The organism is Glycomyces arizonensis DSM 44726 (assembly GCF_000482705.1).
In the GTDB taxonomy this organism is placed as follows: domain Bacteria; phylum Actinomycetota; class Actinomycetes; order Mycobacteriales; family Micromonosporaceae; genus Glycomyces; species Glycomyces arizonensis.
Genome location: NZ_KI519474.1, coordinates 162,121 through 178,439 on the forward strand (window position 1 = coordinate 162,121; position 16,319 = coordinate 178,439).

Annotated in this window: 13 protein-coding genes and 1 pseudogene; 11 read left to right on the forward strand and 3 right to left on the reverse strand. The window is 71.2% G+C overall.

Annotated elements, in window-relative coordinates; all coding sequences use genetic code 11:
* Window positions 1-53 precede the first annotated feature (53 nt).
* The gene (locus H613_RS31165) at window positions 54-1,346 is read left to right on the forward strand and encodes an ABC transporter permease (RefSeq protein WP_026925387.1); all 1,293 of its coding nucleotides are present in this window, start codon (window positions 54-56) and stop codon (window positions 1,344-1,346) included.
* Here the strand turns inward: H613_RS31165 and H613_RS0121430 are convergent.
* Window positions 1,333-2,118, reverse strand: a complete 786-nt coding sequence (locus tag H613_RS0121430) for a DeoR/GlpR family DNA-binding transcription regulator (protein ID WP_026925388.1) — start codon at window positions 2,116-2,118, stop codon at window positions 1,333-1,335. The two genes, H613_RS31165 and H613_RS0121430, sit on opposite strands and share 14 nt — an antisense overlap.
* A 180-nt stretch (window positions 2,119-2,298) precedes the next feature.
* On the opposite strand from H613_RS0121430, the gene nagA reads away from it, so the two are divergent.
* Window positions 2,299-3,402, forward strand: a complete 1,104-nt coding sequence (nagA, locus tag H613_RS0121435) for an N-acetylglucosamine-6-phosphate deacetylase (protein WP_026925389.1) — start codon at window positions 2,299-2,301, stop codon at window positions 3,400-3,402.
* On the opposite strand, the gene H613_RS29575 is transcribed toward nagA, so the two are convergent.
* Entirely contained in the window at window positions 3,399-3,863 is a 465-nt protein-coding gene (locus H613_RS29575; RefSeq protein WP_051393658.1) for a DUF4190 domain-containing protein, read from the reverse strand. The two genes, nagA and H613_RS29575, sit on opposite strands and share 4 nt — an antisense overlap.
* Window positions 3,864-4,420: 557 nt before the next feature.
* On the opposite strand from H613_RS29575, the gene H613_RS0121445 reads away from it, so the two are divergent.
* Window positions 4,421-5,275: an RDD family protein gene (locus H613_RS0121445; protein ID WP_035738885.1), complete on the forward strand. Its 855-nt coding sequence runs from the start codon at window positions 4,421-4,423 to the stop codon at window positions 5,273-5,275.
* Window positions 5,272-6,327 carry a histidinol-phosphate transaminase gene (gene hisC / locus H613_RS0121450; protein ID WP_026925391.1) on the forward strand — a complete coding sequence of 352 codons (1,056 nt, stop codon included), beginning with the start codon at window positions 5,272-5,274 and terminating at the stop codon, window positions 6,325-6,327. Before H613_RS0121445 ends, hisC begins: the two co-directional genes overlap by 4 nt.
* A 10-nt stretch (window positions 6,328-6,337) precedes the next feature.
* Here hisC and H613_RS28230 read toward each other — a convergent pair.
* Window positions 6,338-6,697 (reverse strand): annotated as a pseudogene (locus H613_RS28230) (helix-turn-helix domain-containing protein); the annotation flags it as partial.
* Between the two features lie 258 nt (window positions 6,698-6,955).
* Between H613_RS28230 and H613_RS0121460 the strand changes: the two are divergent.
* The 7 genes from H613_RS0121460 (at window position 6,956) to pknB (ending at window position 16,238) form a co-directional block, all read left to right on the forward strand.
* Entirely contained in the window at window positions 6,956-7,675 is a 720-nt protein-coding gene (locus H613_RS0121460; protein ID WP_026925392.1) for an FHA domain-containing protein, read from the forward strand.
* 110 nt (window positions 7,676-7,785) lie between these two features.
* Window positions 7,786-8,259: an FHA domain-containing protein FhaB/FipA gene (locus tag H613_RS0121465; RefSeq protein WP_026925393.1), complete on the forward strand. Its 474-nt coding sequence runs from the start codon at window positions 7,786-7,788 to the stop codon at window positions 8,257-8,259.
* 28 nt (window positions 8,260-8,287) lie between these two features.
* Window positions 8,288-9,559, forward strand: a complete 1,272-nt coding sequence (locus H613_RS28235; RefSeq protein ID WP_084546839.1) for a protein phosphatase 2C domain-containing protein — start codon at window positions 8,288-8,290, stop codon at window positions 9,557-9,559.
* Between the two features lie 52 nt (window positions 9,560-9,611).
* Window positions 9,612-11,453, forward strand: coding sequence for an FtsW/RodA/SpoVE family cell cycle protein (locus tag H613_RS28240; protein WP_051393661.1), 1,842 nt, complete (start codon window positions 9,612-9,614; stop codon window positions 11,451-11,453).
* Window positions 11,450-12,916, forward strand: a complete 1,467-nt coding sequence (locus H613_RS0121480) for a penicillin-binding transpeptidase domain-containing protein (protein WP_026925394.1) — start codon at window positions 11,450-11,452, stop codon at window positions 12,914-12,916. Before H613_RS28240 ends, H613_RS0121480 begins: the two co-directional genes overlap by 4 nt.
* Before the next feature lie 42 nt (window positions 12,917-12,958).
* Window positions 12,959-14,239, forward strand: coding sequence for a serine/threonine-protein kinase (locus H613_RS29580; RefSeq protein ID WP_156926185.1), 1,281 nt, complete (start codon window positions 12,959-12,961; stop codon window positions 14,237-14,239).
* A gap of 70 nt (window positions 14,240-14,309) precedes the next feature.
* Window positions 14,310-16,238, forward strand: a complete 1,929-nt coding sequence (gene pknB / locus H613_RS28250; RefSeq protein ID WP_084546840.1) for a Stk1 family PASTA domain-containing Ser/Thr kinase — start codon at window positions 14,310-14,312, stop codon at window positions 16,236-16,238.
* Window positions 16,239-16,319: the final 81 nt, after the last annotated feature.

Below are 16,319 nucleotides of genomic sequence, written 5' to 3' on the forward strand. Positions count from 1 at the left end.
GATCCCCGTTTCGACCGATACCGCCCCTGACCTCCACACAGAGGACCGCTCACATGACATACGTACCCCCAGAACGCGACGGCGAGGAGCTCGACCACACGCAGCCCCTCCCCGGCCAGGCCCTGCCCAGCGTCGGCAACGGCGACCTGGGCGGCCGGGCCGCGCCGTTCCAGCCCGAGACCTCGGCGACCGTGCCGTTCGCCGCCGACCGCGGCGAGGGCGAGCCGGTGCCGCTCGAGTACGCCGAGCCGAGGCCGCCGAGGGACCGCGTCGTCTTCCAGCTCGTCTGGGAGGCCGTCCTGGTGCTCTTGACCGCGAACGCGCTGTTCATGGTCTACCAGCGGCGCGACGAGGTCTTCGGCGACGCCCCGATCAGCGACGCGATGGACCGGCACATGGCCCTCCTCGCGCCGGTCCTGCTGGTGGCGGTCGCCCTCGGCCTGTCGCTGCGGTTCGGCGCGGTGAACCTCGCCGTGCCGTCGCTGGCCGCGCTCGTCTCCTCCGCGCCGGGCCTGTTCGTCGGCGCCGACCCGTGGATCGGCCTGGGCTTCACCGCCGCGGCCGCCGCCGCCGCGACCGTCGCCTACGCGCTGCTCGTGCTGGTGCTGCGCGTGCCGGGCTGGCTCGCGGGCTTCGCCGTCTCGGCCGGGGCGCTCGCGGTCGCCCCGGTGGTCCAGGACGGGATCTTCGGCTACGCCGCGTCCGAGGCCGCCGCCTGGGACTCGCCCGGCGGCACCTGGCTGCTGGGCGGGGCCGCCGTGATCGCCGTGGCCGGGGGCCTCATCGGCCTCGTGCCCGCCGTGCGCGAGCGCATGACCGCGGTCAAGGACGCGGTCGAGGGCCCGGGCGGGCGCGACGCGGCCAGCGTGGCCGCGCTCGTCGGCGCCACCTTCGTCTCCTCGTTCCTGGCGGCCGCGGCCGGATTCCTCCTGGTCGTCTTCCGCGACACCGCGCAGGGCGAGGGCATGAACGCCTTCGCGGCGCTCCCGTTCGGCTTCTTCCTGAACCTGGACCTGTTCGCGCTCATCGTGGTGTTCCTCGCCGGGACCAGCCCGAGGGGCAGGCGCGGCGGCGTCTTCGGCACCTTGATAGCGGCGGTCCTGGTCTGGGCGGTCTACCTGCTGTGGGGCAGCTACCAGGGCGAGGCCGTCGGCGACGACCTCCAGCAGTGGTCGGGCCTGCTCGGCTTCGGCCTGCTCGTGTTCGGCCTGGCGATGGCCGCGGCCCTCGACCGGCTCGGCCGCCCCAAGGACCGGCCCGACGAGGCCCCCGTTCAGGAGGTCCAGCCGTTCGACCCGCCGCAGGACGCGGCCCTGTTCGAGCCGGAGCCGACTACACCACGATGACGCGGATGCCCGCCTCCTCGAAGGCCCTGAGCTGTTCGAGGGGCGCGTTCCCGTCGGTGACGAGCGTGTGGACGCGGTCGGTGGAGCAGATCCGGGCGAAGGCGTGCCCGCCGATCTTCGAGCCGTCCGCGATCACCACGACCTTCCGCGCCCGCGCCGCCATCAGCGCGTTGATCGCCGCCTCGCCCTCGTGGTGGCTGGTGGCGCCCAGCTTGATGTCGATGGCGTCGACGCCGAGGAAGGCGATGTCGAGCGTGATCTCGCGCAGGATCGGCGCGGCCAGCGGCCCGATGAGCTCGTAGGACTGCGGGCGCACCACGCCGCCGACGACCACGACCTTCAGGTGCGGGCGCACGATCAGCTCGTTGGCGATGTTCAGCGCGTTCGTCACGATCGTCAGGCCGGTCGAGCCGGGCGTCGCCACCAGGTCGGTGCGCATCGCCAGCGCTCTGGCCACCTCGGTGATCGTCGTGCCGCCGTTGAGCGCGATGACCTGGCCGGGGCTGACCAGGCCCGCCCCGGCGGTGCCGATGCGGTGCTTCTCCTCGACGTGGCGGGCGGTCTTGTAGCGCAGCGGCAGGTCGTAGGAGATGCCGCCCGCGACGGCCCCGCCCCTGGTGCGGGTGATCATCTGCTGCTGTGAGAGCTGGTCGAAGTCGCGGCGGATGGTCGCCTGCGAGACGCCGAGCCGGCTCGCCGCATCCTCCACAGTGATGCGTCCGGTCTCGGCGAGGATCTCCAGCAAGGTGTTCCACCTCGCGTAGCGGTCCACGGTGCTCCTCGGGTCGGTATCGCGGCGGGCCGCCGCGGCTTGCAAGATAATGTTCGAAACGCGGTCTCCGGTGCGCGCAACGTGCCCATTGGAGGCGCGAGCGCTCAGGATCATTGTGCCGTACGAGCGTGAGCTGACACACGCCGGATCGAATACGAGGGAGAGCCAGTGGAAGGCGTCATGCTGCCGAAGGTGGGCCGGGTCGTCACGCCCGACGGGATCGTGAACGGGACCGTGGCCGTCGAGGACGACCGCATCGCGGCCGTCGAGGAGCGCGACGGCGAGCCCACCGGGTGGGTCCTGCCCGGCTTCGTGGACGTCCACTGCCACGGCGGCGGCGGCCACTCGCTGGCGAGCGGCGACCCCGCATCGGCCCGGGGCGCGGCCGCCTTCCACGCCTCGCGCGGGACGACGACGCTCGTCGCCTCGATGGTGTCCTCGACGCACGAGTTCCTGCTCGACGCGACGCGCGCGATGCGCCCGCTCGTGGCCGACGGGACGCTCGCCGGGATCCACTACGAGGGTCCCTACATCTCGGCGGCCAAGTGCGGCGCGCACGTCACCGCCGTACTGCGCGACCCGGACACCGCCGAGCTCGGCGAGCTCATCGACGCCGGGGACGGGGCGGTCAAGATGGTGACGATCGCGCCCGAGCTGCCCGGCGCCCTGGAGGCGATCGAGTTCCTCGACGCGCGCGGGGTCGTGCCCTCCATCGGCCACACCGACGCCGGTTACGAGGAGACGGCCGCGGGCATCGACGCGGGCGCGCAGTCGGCGACGCACCTGTTCAACGCCATGCGCGCCTTCAACCATCGCGACCCGGGCCCGATCCCGGCGCTCATCGCCGACGAGCGGATCTTCTCCGAGATCATCGCCGACCCGGTCCACCTGCACCCGGGGACGATGCGGTTCGCCTTCGACGTCTCGCTGCCGGGCTGGACGATCCTGGTCTCCGACGCCATGGACGCCGCCGGGCTCGACGACGGCACGTACCGGCTCGGCAGGCACGAGGTGTCGGTGACCGGCGGCGTCGCGACCGTCGCGGGCACCGACGTCATCGCCGGATCGACCATCACGCTGCTCGACGCCGTGCGCAACGCGGTCACGCTGGCCGGGCAGTCGGTGCCGGCCGCCTCGCAGATGGCCTCGGCCACGCCCGCCGAGCTGCTCGGCCTGAGCGAGGTCGGCGCGATCGAGCCGGGCAGGTTCGCCGACGCGGTGGTGCTCGACGACGACCTCCGGCTCGTCTCGGTCATGCGCCGCGGTGCCTGGCTGGAGATCTAGACCGGCCCCATCCAGAACGGCGCCATGTTGTAGTCGACGTACTCGCCCGAGCCCCCGCCGATCACCGCGTAGATCAGGCAGAAGGTGAAGAACGAGACGATGCCGAGCACCAGCCCGGTGATCGCCTGGCCCTTGTTCGTGGCCTGGCCCTTGTTGACGCGGCTCCAGCCGATGGCGCCGAAGACGATCGCCAGGATCCCCAGCGGCCAGGTGAAGACGTTGAGGACGGGGACGAGCGAGAGCGCGACCGCGATGATGCCGCACACGAGCCCGGCGAGGCCGAGGCCGTTGCGCGGCTCGCCGACCTGGGGCCGCCCCTGGTCGCCGTAGCCCGGCGGCGGTGGGGCGGGCGGCATCGAGCCGCCGCCGTAGGAGTCGGAGCCGTAGCCGCCCTCGCCGCCGGGCCGGTCGCCGGGACGGTCGGGGTCGGGCCGCTCGTTGTACGACGGGTCGGTGGTCATTGGAGCCCTCCTTAGCAGGGTCAAGGCCGCGCCGCGGCGCTCAATCCCCGCAAGGTAACCCAATCCGGGCGCTGATATGCCGATTCGGCCGATCAGCCGGAAACCGGCCGTGCCGCTCGGTGAGGCGGCGGCGCCGATCCGTTGACGGAGGGGCGGCCGCGGAAGGCGCGTGTGAACGCATCTCGGATTTTTTGCCCGTAGCCCTTTACTACCCGTCAGTATGCGAGTAGAAAAGAGTTACGGACCCCGAGGGGATGAGGGGCAAGTCCTCGCAGACCTGAAGGGTTCGCGCACAGCCGCCGAGTACCCACGTGCGACAAGAGCCGTCGGGAGGCACTGCGGGCCCAGCGCCTAGGGGTTAGGGCACCGCTAGTCAAGACTTCACGCTTGGTAGCTCGGTCCGGATGTGGCAGTGAGTAACACGAGCGGCCCAGTCGAGGTAGTACACCGACTGGGCCGTATCTCTGCGCCCCGGACCCCCGCCCACGCCGGACTTTGAATCATCTGTGCGCGAACTTTCTGGGAAGTTCGGGCGATGGCTGCAAGAATGGGCCTCGATGACCACGATCGAACCGGGCTGGTACCAAGACCCCGCCGAGCCGGCCACGCAACGCTATTGGGACGGCTCCGCCTGGGTCGGCAAGCCGGTCCCGGCCGACATCGAGCCCCCGGACCGGCCCGAACCGGTCGAGCCTCCCCCTCCGACCGCCGAACCGGCCACATCGGACGCCACCGAGTACCCGGCCCCCGCCGGCGGCTTCGGACCCGAAGGGCCGCCCAAGATCGTCCAGCGCACCCCCGGCGCCGTCCAGCCGCCCGACTCCGTCCCCATCCGCTCCCTCGGCATCACCGTCGGCTGGATCTCCAACCGCGACGTGTCCCGCATCCTCGCCGGACGCGTCCTCGCCCACCCCGGCGCCCGCTTCGTCGCCCGGCTGATCGACATCATCTGCGTCTTCGCCCTCAACGTCGTCGTCAACGGCTACTTCGTCTACCAGTACTGGAAGCACGACCTGCGGCCCGCCTTCGAAGAGGCGATGCGCGGCACGCCCGCCTCCGAGATCGACTACCAGGCCGACGCCGGCCTCTTGTGGACCATCGGCTTCATCGCCCTCGGCCTGTGGTTCGCCTACGAGGTCCCCTCCACCCTGAACACCGGCCAGACCCTCGGCAAGCGCGTCATGGGCATCAAGGTCGCCTCCCTGGCGCCCATGGACCTCGGCTGGGGGCGCCTGCTGCTGCGCTGGTCCTACGCCGCGCTCCCGCTCATCTGCTTCCCCTTCGGCGCGGTCCTGTGGATCCTCGACGGGATATGGTGCATCCGGGACCGGCCGTTCCGCCAGTGCCTGCACGACAAATCCCCCGGCACCGCCGTCGTCGAAGTGCCCCGAGAGAAAGAACCCGCCGCATGACCAAGCCGCTCCGGAAAGACCTGGAGAACATCCCCCTCTACGTCCCCGGCAAGGCCCTGCCCGAGGCGCTCAAGCTCTCCAGCAACGAGGTGCCCTACGGGCCCCTGCCCGGCGTCCCCGAGGCCATCGCCGCCGCCGTCGGCGAGGTCCACCGCTACCCCGACCTCGCCGTCGTGCGCCTGCGCGACGCCCTGGCCGAGCGCCTCGGCGTCGACGCCGAGCGCATCGCCGCCGGCACCGGCTCGGTGGCCCTCATCGGCCACCTCATGCAGGCCGTCGCCGACCCCGGCTGCGACGTCGTCTACTCCTGGCGCTCCTTCGAGGCCTACCCGATCGCCGCCACCGTCGCCGGGCTGCGCAGCGTCCAGGTTCCCAACACCGCCGACCACCGCCACGACATCGCCGCCATGATCAAGGCCGTCGGCCCCGACACGCGCGCCGTGATCGTGTGCAGCCCCAACAACCCCACCGGGCAGGCGGTCACGGCCGCCGAGCTCGACGAGCTGTTCGACGCGGTCGACCCCTCGGTCCTGGTCGTCATCGACGAGGCCTACCGCGAGTTCGTGACCGACCCGGCCGCGCCCGACGCCGTCGAGCGCTACGCAGACCGGCCGAACGCGGTCGTCTTCCGGACGTTCTCCAAGGCGTGGGGGCTGGCCGGGCTGCGCGCCGGATACCTGATCGGCTCGCCCGAGGTGGCCGCGGCGGTGAGCAAGTGCGTCATCCCGTTCGCGGTGAACGTGCTCGCGCAGACGGCCGCGCTCGCGGCGCTGGAGGCCGAGGAGGAGATGCGGCGGCGCGTCGCGCTCGTCGTCGCCGAGCGCGAGCGCATGCTCGCGGCCGCGCGCGAGTTCGTGCCCGACATCCCGGACTCGCAGGCGAACTTCTTCTGGCTGCCGCTCGGCGAGCGGACCGTGCCGTTCGCCGCGCACTGCCAGGAACAGGGAATCCTGGTGCGGCCCTTCGACGACGACGGCGTCAGGGTCACGCTCGGGCGGCCGGAGGACGACGACCGGATGCTCGAGGCGATCCGGTCGTTCAAGGAGGCGTAGGTCAGCGGCGGGCGGGCTGCGTCGGGACCGCGGTGCGCTCGTTCTCGCGGACGAAGGCGTCGTAGATCTCGGTCATGGTCTGCTTCTGCCGCGCCGTGAGCTCGGGGTCGGTGGCGATGGCCAGCGGCGTCGCCGAGCCCTCGTCCGAGCCGAGACCGGCGCGCAGGTACATGATGGGGGTGGTCATCCGCAGCGCCGCCGCCAGCTGCCGCAGCACCGCCGAGCTCGGACGGCGCACGCCGCGCTCGCCCTGCAGGTACGGGTTCGACACCCCGGCCTGATCGGAGAGCTCGCGGAACGACACGTGCGCCCGTCTGCGCACGTCGCGGATCAATGAACCAAAGTCGCGATCTGTCACCCGCGTCACCATACGCGCCCGCGATGGCGTCCGCAAACCCGCCCGTTCTTCGCAAGGCGCGGACCTGGCGCCGGGACTACCTGGGGGATCGCACCGCGGCACCGGCGCCCATGCGCGCCTCCACCGAACAGGCGATCCGAGCGCGACTCGCGGAAGTGTTGCCTCTCAACCGCTCGCCGTCGCGGGAACTCAGCCGATACCATCGGAGGTCGACGCACGTAATTAAGGGACAGCGTCACCGCCTGGTGGGCGTCAGACGAGGAGGATACGGTGAGCGTTCTGCAACGCTTGGAAAAACAACTGGAGGGCCTGTTCGAGGGCACCTTCAACAAGATGTTCAAGGGCGTTGTGCACCCGGTCGAGATCGCCAGCGCCATGCAGCGCGAGGCGGAGACCCACAAGGCCGTCCTGGCCGGCGGGCGCGTACTGGTGCCGAACCGCTACGTCATCGACCTGTCCCCGCCCGACCACGACCGGCTCGCGCCGTACGCGGCCGCGCTGGCCCAGGAACTGGCGCAGTCCCAGGCGGAGTTCATCGGTGAGAACGGCTGGACCGTCTACGGCGACGTCATCGTCGAGATCGAGCGCGGCGAAGGGCTCGACACCGGCATGTTCCGCGTGACCGCCGAGGTCGCCGCCCTCAACGAGGGCGTCGACCAGTCGCAGCCGGTCTCCGGCGGCGGCTACGGCCCCGCGCAGCCCCAGGCCCCCACCGGGCCGGTGCTGGTGGCGGCCGACGGGCGGCAGTTCTCCGTGGCGCACGGCGCGACCGTCATCGGCCGCGGCGAGCAGGCCCAGATCCGGCTGCCCGACGTGGGCATCTCGCGGCGCCACGTCCGCGTCGACTTCGACGGCCGCCAGGTCTCGGTCACCGACCTCGGCTCGACGAACGGCACCCTGGTCAACGGACAGCGCGTCACCACCGTCAGCATGCAGCCCGGCGACGTCATCCAGATAGGAACGACCTCCCTGACGTTGCAGGCGGGATAGCGCGTCGGCCCACTCCGCGCACGCACCGGTCCCCGGCAACGCGACCGGGTCGGCGTGTCGGCGTGGGCTACCGTGTTCGAGACTGAACGTTCGCCCTCCGGGAGTGCCGCATGCCTGAGATAGTCCAGACCGTCGCCCGATTCGGATTTCTCATCCTGCTGTGGCTCTTCGTGTTCGCGGCGGCCCGGACCGTCACCAGGGACCTGCTCGCGCAGCGGCGCCCGGCGACCGCCGGAGGCCCCGGCCCGGTCTCGGCGCCGCCCGCGCCCGGCGGTCGGCAGCGCCCCCAGCAGGCCGCGCAGTGGCTCGTCGTCACCACCGGAGAGCTGGCAGGACGCCGCTTCACGCTCTCCGGCCAGCCCATCTCGATCGGCCGCGCCCCCGACTCGACGATCGTCATCCGCGACGACTTCGCCTCCAACCGGCATGCCCGCGTCGCCCCCATGGACGGCCAGTGGGTGGTCGAGGACCTGGGCTCCACGAACGGCACCTACCTGGGACGCGCTAGAGTCACCAGACCGACCCCCGTGCCCTTGGGGGTCCCGATCCGGATCGGGCGTTCATCATTCGAGCTGCGGGCCTAGTGCCTCACTGCGACGGCGGGTTGATTTCATGAGTTTGCACCTGCGATACGCGGCCATTTCGGACCGCGGTGTGGTGAGGCAAGGCAATCAGGACTCGGTCTATGCGGGTTCCCATTTCATTGCGGTGGCCGACGGCATGGGCGGCATGGCCGCGGGCGACCTCGCCTCGGCGATCGTGATCAACACGGTCGCGCGGCTCGACGTGCCGCCGCCCGAGGAGTCGGTGGCCGACGAGCTGGCCGACACCGTCGCCGAGGCCAACCGGGCGATCAGGCGCCTCGTCGCCGACGACCCCGACAAAGAGGGCATGGGCACCACCCTGACCGCGCTGTGGTTCGACGGCGAGTGGTTCAACATGGTGCACATCGGCGACTCGCGGGCCTACCGGATGCGCGACGGCGCCTTCGAGCAGATCACCGTCGACGACACGTACGTCCAGATGCTCGTCGACGAGGGTCGCATCACCGCCGAGGAGGCCGAGCGGCACCCCCAGCGCTCGCTCCTGCTGCGCGCCCTGGGCGCCTCGGAGGTCGAACCGGCGTTCCAGACGCTCAAAGGCGTCCCCGGCGACCGGCTGCTCTTGTGCTCGGACGGCCTGACCGGGCCGGTCTCCGACGCCGACATCGCCCTGGCGCTCCAGAGCGCCGCCACGCCCATCGAGGCGGTCGAGTCGCTCGTCGGCCAGGCCCTGGAGGCCGGAGCGCCCGACAACGTGACCGTCCTCATCGCCGACGTCGTCGAAGGCGACCCCGGCGAGCAGGCCCCGATCATCGCCGGAGCGGCCGCCGACGCCCGGCTCGCCGAATCCGACACGGCCGTGCTGCCCGCCATCAAACGCGGGGACCCCGCCGAAGCGGACGAGGAGGCCGAGAGCGACGGCGAGGCCGAGCCGAAAGGCAAGCGCCGGGGAGGCAGGGTGTGGCGCACCGTCCTGGCCTGCCTCATCGTCCTGGTCCTGGCCGCCGGTGGCGGCCTGTGGTGGGTGCGCACGCACTACTTCATCGGCGTCTCCGACTCAGGCAACATCAGCGTCTTCCGCGGCATGCCGGTCGAAGTCGCGGGCGTCGAGGCCGCCTGGCTCGAGATCGAGTCCTCCCGGGCCGCCGAGGACGCCGTCGACGACGTCCAGGACGACCTCGACGAGGGCATCACCGCCGACAGCATCGAGGACGCCGAGTCCGAGCTGGCCGAGCTGACCGACGCCGCCGCGACCAACGAGCACCTCGTGCCGCTGTGCTCCTCTGGGGACTCATCGACCGACACGCAGCCTGCGGCTACGGCGGACTGCCGCGAGAGCTGAGCACCGCCCGTGTAGGCTCGCACCCGTCGTTTCCGAGACATGAGGGGGACTGATGGCCCAGCCCATGTCGGCCACCGCCAAACCGGCAGGGCCGTCCGAGCCGCCGCTGACCCCCCTGTCGGGCATGCCGCGGCGCATGGGGCGACAGCTCGCCCTCATCCTCTTCGGCGGCCTCATCGTCCTGGCGCTGCAGATCGCCGCCGACATGGGCTTCAACGACAACGAGACCACGGCGACGACCTTCGCGCTCCCGCTCGTGATCGTCATCGTCTCCCTGGCCGCGTGGGGTGCCACGACGGTGTTCGCCCCGCACGCCGACCCCCTGTTCGTGGGCATCGCCTCGCTGTTCACCGGCATCGGCATCGTCTTCATCCGCCGCCTGAGCTACGCCTTCGACGAGAACGCGACCGAGATCGACGCCGGGGTCTTCGCCGGCGTCGGCGGACGCCAGCTGCTGTACTACATGGCGGGCGTGGTGGCGTTCGTCGTCTTCCTCGCCGTGGTCCGCAACCACCGCATCATGCGCGGCTACGCCTACATCCTGCTGTTCGCCGGCATCGCCCTGGCCGCGCTGCCGGGCTTCCTGCCCGCCTCGATCTCCGAGGTCGACGGCTCGAAGAACTGGATCAAGCTCGGCCCGATCTCGGTGCAGCCCAGCGAGTTCGCCAAGCTGATGCTGCTGCTCTTCTTCGCCGTCTACCTGATCCGCAAGCGCGACGTGCTCCAGGTGGCCGGACCGAGGTTCCTCGGCCTCCAGTTCCCGCGCCTGAAGGACCTCGGCCCCATCGTCATCGTATGGGCCGCCAGCCTCGGCCTGCTCATCCTCGAGAAGGACCTGGGCACCTCGCTGCTGCTGTTCAGCATCTTCCTGTCGATGCTCTACATGGCCACCCGCCGCGTCTCGTGGATCGTCATCGGCCTGACCCTGTTCATCGGCGGCTGCATCGCGCTCTACCCGTTCTTCTCGCACCTCCAGGTGCGCGTGGCGATCTGGCTCGACCCCTGGCCGTACTACGACCAGTCGTGGCCCTCGTCCTACCAGCTCATCCAGGGCCTGGTCGGCATGAACGAGGGCGGCCTGCTCGGCAACGGCCCCGGCATGGGGCGCCCCGACATCGTCCCCGCCGGGATCTCGGACTACATCCTCGCCACGCTCGGCGAGGAGATCGGCCTGATGGGCCTGCTGGCCATCCTCGTGCTCTACGGCGTCCTCGTCCAGCGCGGCTTCAAGACCGCGGTCATGTCGCGGGACCTGTTCGGCAAGCTCCTGGCCGCCGGCCTGGCCTTCGCGGTGGCGTTCCAGCTGTTCGTCGTCTGCGGCGGCATCACCCGCCTGATCCCCCTCACCGGCCAGACCACGCCGTTCCTGTCGGCGGGCGGCTCCTCGCTGGTCGGCAGCTGGCTGCTGTTGGGCCTGCTGGTGCGCGTCTCCGACGACGCCCGCAAGCCCTGGCAGGTCTCCTACGGCCTGCAGAAGACCGAGGCCCCGCCGGAGTTCCTCGCCGAGCAGGCCGCGAAGCGCGCCGCCGAGGAGGCCGCCAAGGCCGAGGCCGCGGGCGTGGGCGACTCCGGCCCGATCCCCGGCGGCGACCAGCCGACCCAGATGATCATCCCCTCCGCCGTGGAAGGGGGACCCGGCACCGGGCGCACCGGCCAGGCCCCGACCGGGCCAGGACCCGTCTCCGGCCCGCCATCAGGCGGTCCGACCGGGCCGGGGCCCGTCTCCAGCCCACCGCCCACCGGCCACGCCCCGAGCCCGCCGCCCCCCGGCACCCCGCCGCGCACCCTGCCCAGGAGAGACCCGCAACCGCCCCCGAGCGCGCCACCGACGCCGCCCCCGCCGCCACCTGAATCGGCCTACGGACCGCCGCCCGGGAAGGACCCCCGCCAGTGAACCCAGCGCTCCGCCGCACCGGCGTCATCGCCCTCATCCTGCTCGGCGCCCTGCTGGTCCAGGTCACGTGGGTGCAGTTCATCCACCACGACCGGTACGACGAATTCGACGACGCGCGGACCCTCTTCGCCGAGTACGAGGTCCCGCGCGGCTCGATCCTCGCCGGAGACACCGTCATCGCCCAGTCCCTGCCCAGCGAGGACGACGACTCGGCCTACGCGTACTACCGCGACTACCCCGAGGGCGACTACTTCGGCAACATCACCGGCTTCAAGTCCCCCCACCGCGGCTCCAGCGCCATGGAGGCGGCCCAGAACGAGGTCCTCAACGGCAGCAGCTCGCTGTTCTTCCTCGACGAGCTCGGCTCGTCCATCACCGGCGAGGACCGCGTCGGCGGCAACGTCGTCCTCACCATCGACCCCGAGCTCCAGAAGGCCGCCTACGACGCCATCGCCGAGACCGGCGTCCCCGAGGGCGGCGCGGTCGTGCTCGATCCCCGGACCGGGCAGATCCTCGCCGAGGCCTCCTATCCCGGCTGGAACCCCACCGAGGTCTCCTCCAACAACTACGAGACCTCCACGGAGGCGTGGGAAGCGGTGATCAACGCCCCCGGCAACCCCGGCAGCGACCGCACCCGCTCCGACTGGTACCCGCCGGGGTCGACGTTCAAGACGATCGTGGCCTCGGCGTTCCTCGAGCAGGGCCACGACGCCGACACCATGGTCCCCGCGGGCAACAGCTACACCGCGCCGGACACCGACCACACCATCACCAACGCCGGGGACCAGTGCCCGGCCGAGGAGATGACCCTCCGCGAGGCGTACGCCCTCTCCTGCAACACCACGTTCGCGCGCCTGTGCGTCGAGGAGCTCAGCGAGGAGGACATCCTCGACACGGCCGCCGCCTACGGCTTCGAGGAGGCGTTCACCACGCCGCTGGAGACCATCGCCTCCACGACCGGCGACATCTCCGAGGAGGCCTTCCGCGCCCAGGCCTGCATCGGCCAGCAGGAGGTCCGCGAGACCATCGTGCAGAACGCCATGATCGCGGCCGCCATCGCCAACGGCGGCGAGGTCATGGCCCCCCAGATGATCGCCGAGATCACCGACTCGGAGGGCACCACGCTCAAGCGCGGCGAGGAGGACTCCCTCGGCGAGGCCGTCTCCAGCTCCACCGCCGAGGAGATGCGCAAGCTCATGGAGGCCGTCGTCCAGGAGGGCACCGGCGAGAGCGCGCAGATCGACGGGATCACCGTCGGCGGCAAGACCGGCACCGCCGAGCACAGCGCGGGCGCCCACGGTGACGAGGCCAACCACGGCTGGTTCCACGGCTGGGCCATGAACGAGGACGGCGAACCGGCCGTCGCCGTGGCGGTCTACCTCGGCGCCTACGGCCCCGACGGCTCCCACAAGGCCGCCGAGATCGCCGGCGACCTCATGGAACAGGTGCTGAGCGGCGACTGACTAGACTGAAGCGTCGACCCCCCGAGATATAAGGAGCACGCCGTGTTGAGCCCCGAAATGCGCCTCGGGCAGCGCTACCGCCTGCTCGAACGCATCGCGGTGGGCGGCATGGGCGAGGTGTGGCGGGCCGAGGACACCGTCCTGGAACGCAAGGTCGCCGTCAAGGCGCTCCTGCCCGCCCTGCTGAACGAGCCCGGCTTCGCCAAGCGGTTCGCGGCCGAGGCCAAGACCGTCGCCGCGCTCTCCCACCCCCACATCGTCAACGTCCACGACTACGGCGAGGCCCCGCTGCCCAGCGGGGACACCACCGCCTACCTGGTCATGGAGTACATCGAGGGCCGTTCGCTGGCCGACCTCATCTCCGAGCGCGGCGCCCTGGGCGCCGCCGAGATGATGCCGATCATCGCCTCGGTCGCCGAAGCGCTCCAGCACGCCCACGACCACGGCGTCATCCACCGCGACATCAAGCCCGGCAACATCCTGGTGCGCGCCCGCGACGGCCAGGCCGTCCTCACCGACTTCGGCATCGCCCGGTCCGGCGCGGCCGGGGACCTCACCGCCACCGGCGCGGTCATGGGCACCGCCTCCTACATCGCCCCCGAGCAGGCAGAAGGCACCGGGGTACTCCCCGCCTCGGACATGTACTCGCTCGGCGTCGTCGCCTTCCACGGCCTGACCGGCCGCCGCCCGTTCGACGCCGAGAACCCGATCGAGCTGGCCCTCCACCACGTCCGCACCCCCATGCCGCCGCTGCCGAACGACATCGCGCCGGGCGTGCGGGCCTTCGTCGAGCGGGCCATGACCAAGAACCCCGCGCAGCGCTTCGCGACCTGCGCCGACATGGCCGCGGCCGCCCGCGGCGCGCTGACGGCCCCGCCCGCGACGTCGGTGATGGCGCCCCTCGGCGCCGCCCCCGCGGGCGCGGGCGTCGTCGGCATGGGCGGCCCGGTGGCGGGCGTCGCCGAACCGTCCCCCGCCACCGGGCCGTACGGCGGGATCGACCTGGGCGCGCCCGGGCAGCCCGCCCCCAAGACAGGTCCGAACAAGACCCTCCTGGGCGCCATAGTGGGCATAGTGGCGCTGGCACTCGTAGGCGGTATGGTGTGGCTGTTGCTGCTCAACGGCGACGACGGTGGTGGAGACAAGAACCCCGAGCTCAATCCGGCCGACAACGATACGAGCGAGACCGTCGAATCCCCGTCGCCGGACGGCGAGTCGCCGGAGACCGGCGAGCAGAGCGAGACGCCTTCGGAAGGCCGGACGACCGACAGGCCGGGCGGTGGGTTCGACTCGTGCCTGCCGGGTGCCATCTGCGACGAATAGCGGTCTTGACAGTCTTATACAGCGATTAGAATCGATCCGCGACGCATGGAACACGAGGACGTATAACGCGATGACGACAGAGCCCCGCCTGCTCGGCGGCAGATACGAGATCGGCGAGGTCGTCGGCTACGGGGGGATGGCTGAAGTCCACCGCGGTCGGGACCTGCGGCTCGGTCGCGACGTGGCGGTGAAACTGCTGCGCGCCGATCTGTCTCGCGATGAATCGTTCCTCATCCGCTTCCAGCGGGAGGCCCAGAACTCGGCCTCCCTGAACCACCCCAACATCGTCGCCGTGTTCGACACGGGCGAAGAGCACGGCATCCCCTACATGGTGATGGAGTTCGTCAACGGCAGGACCCTCAAAGAGGTCCTGATGGCGGAGGGCCGCTTCGACCCCGTCACGGCCTGCGAGATCGTCGCCGACATGTGCTCGGCGCTGGACTTCAGCCACAAGCACCACATCATCCACCGGGACGTCAAACCCGGCAACGTGATGCTGTCCGACACCAACCAGGTGAAGGTCATGGACTTCGGCATCGCGCGGGCCCTGGCCAGCGGCCAGGCCACCATGACCCAGACCTCGGCGGTGATCGGGACCGCCCAGTACCTCTCTCCCGAGCAGGCGCGCGGCGAGACCGTGGACGGCCGCTCGGACGTCTACGCCGCAGGCTGCGTCCTCTACGAGCTGCTCGTGGGCCACCCGCCCTTCACCGGCGACAACCCCGTATCCGTCGCCTACCAGCACGTGCGCGAGGAGGCCCGGCCGCCTTCGGAGCTGAACCCGAGCATCCCGGCGACCGTCGACGCCGTGGTCATGAAGGCCCTGGCGAAGAACCCCGACCACCGGTACCGCTCGGCCGCCGAGATGCGCGAGGACCTCATCCGCGCCGCCCGCGGCGGCGCGGTCAACGCGCCGATGGCCATGGGCGGGGAGGCCCGCACGCAGATCATCGGGGGCGGCGGCGAGTCCACCGCCCCGATCGCGCCGATCGAGCCGGAGTCCGACCGCAAGAAGCCGTGGCTGGTCGCCCTCGGGGTGATCGCCGCGCTCGCGCTGGTCGGCCTGGCGGCGTGGGGCATCATGCAGGCCATGTCGACGGAGTCCGAGAAGGTGGCGGTGCCGGACGTGAGCGGCCTGTCCGTCGAGGACGCGACCGTCGAGCTGGAGGGCGATGGCTTCACCGTCGCCCCCGAGGTGGTGGAGCAGGAGGCCGAGGAGCCGATCGATCCGGACAACGTCGGCAAGGTCGTCGACCAGGACCCCGGGGCCGGCGACGAGGTCGAGGAGGGCACCGAGGTGACCCTCACCGTCATGGTCCAGCCTTCCGAGGTCACGGTGCCCGACGTCCTCGGCCAGGACTACGACACGGCGAAGGCGGCGCTCGAAGAGCTCGGCTTCAAGGTCGACCGCGAGGAGCAGTCGTCGACCGAGCCGGCGAACACGGTCCTCGGGCAGGACCCCGAGGGCGATGCGACGGCCGATTACGGCGCCACGGTGACGCTCACGGTCTCGGCGGGCGGCGTGGTGGTCGTGCCCGACGTCACCGGCTCGACCGAGGAGAAGGCCACTGAGACGCTGCAGAACGCGAATCTCCAGGTGGCCGTCGAGTACGTCCCCGAGGGCAACACGCCGGGCGTGGTCAACAGCCAGGACATCAGCCCGGACTCCGAGGTCGACGAGGGCACGACGGTCACGATCTACGTCACCGGCGTCCTGGTCCAGTGGGACGAGACCACGACCCCGCAGCAGCTCCAGAGCGCGCTCGAGAACGACGGGCTGACCGTGGAGCTCGCGGGCGACCCGGAGGGCACGGTCATCGAATCGGTGACCGGCCCCGACGGCGAGGTGACCAGCGGGAACGTGGTCGCGCCGCGCAGCAGCGTCACCATCAACGTCACGGCCGAGGATGACGGCGGCGGTGGCGGCGACGACGAGACGAGTGACGCGCCGAGTTGCGGCCTGATCGAAGACTGCGAGAGCACCGGCGAAGGCAACTAGCACGCACGAACAGGGCCTTGCGGAGCGATCGCTCCGCAAGGCCCTGTCGCGTCCGCGCCGCGCAGACCCGCCTCGGTACAT

What these genes read in the sequence shown, in the direction of transcription:
- H613_RS0121445 (WP_035738885.1), top strand. Translation starts at nt 4,421, where the DNA reads ATGACCACGATCGAACCGGGCTGGTACCAAGACCCCGCCGAGCCGGCC.
- H613_RS0121465 (WP_026925393.1), top strand. Translation starts at nt 7,786, where the DNA reads ATGCCTGAGATAGTCCAGACCGTCGCCCGATTCGGATTTCTCATCCTG.
- hisC (WP_026925391.1), top strand. Translation starts at nt 5,272, where the DNA reads ATGACCAAGCCGCTCCGGAAAGACCTGGAGAACATCCCCCTCTACGTC.
- H613_RS28235 (WP_084546839.1), top strand. Translation starts at nt 8,288, where the DNA reads ATGAGTTTGCACCTGCGATACGCGGCCATTTCGGACCGCGGTGTGGTG.
- H613_RS28240 (WP_051393661.1), top strand. Translation starts at nt 9,612, where the DNA reads ATGGCCCAGCCCATGTCGGCCACCGCCAAACCGGCAGGGCCGTCCGAG.
- H613_RS29575 (WP_051393658.1), bottom strand. Translation starts at nt 3,863, where the DNA reads ATGACCACCGACCCGTCGTACAACGAGCGGCCCGACCCCGACCGTCCC.
- pknB (WP_084546840.1), top strand. Translation starts at nt 14,310, where the DNA reads ATGACGACAGAGCCCCGCCTGCTCGGCGGCAGATACGAGATCGGCGAG.
- nagA (WP_026925389.1), top strand. Translation starts at nt 2,299, where the DNA reads ATGCTGCCGAAGGTGGGCCGGGTCGTCACGCCCGACGGGATCGTGAAC.
- H613_RS31165 (WP_026925387.1), top strand. Translation starts at nt 54, where the DNA reads ATGACATACGTACCCCCAGAACGCGACGGCGAGGAGCTCGACCACACG.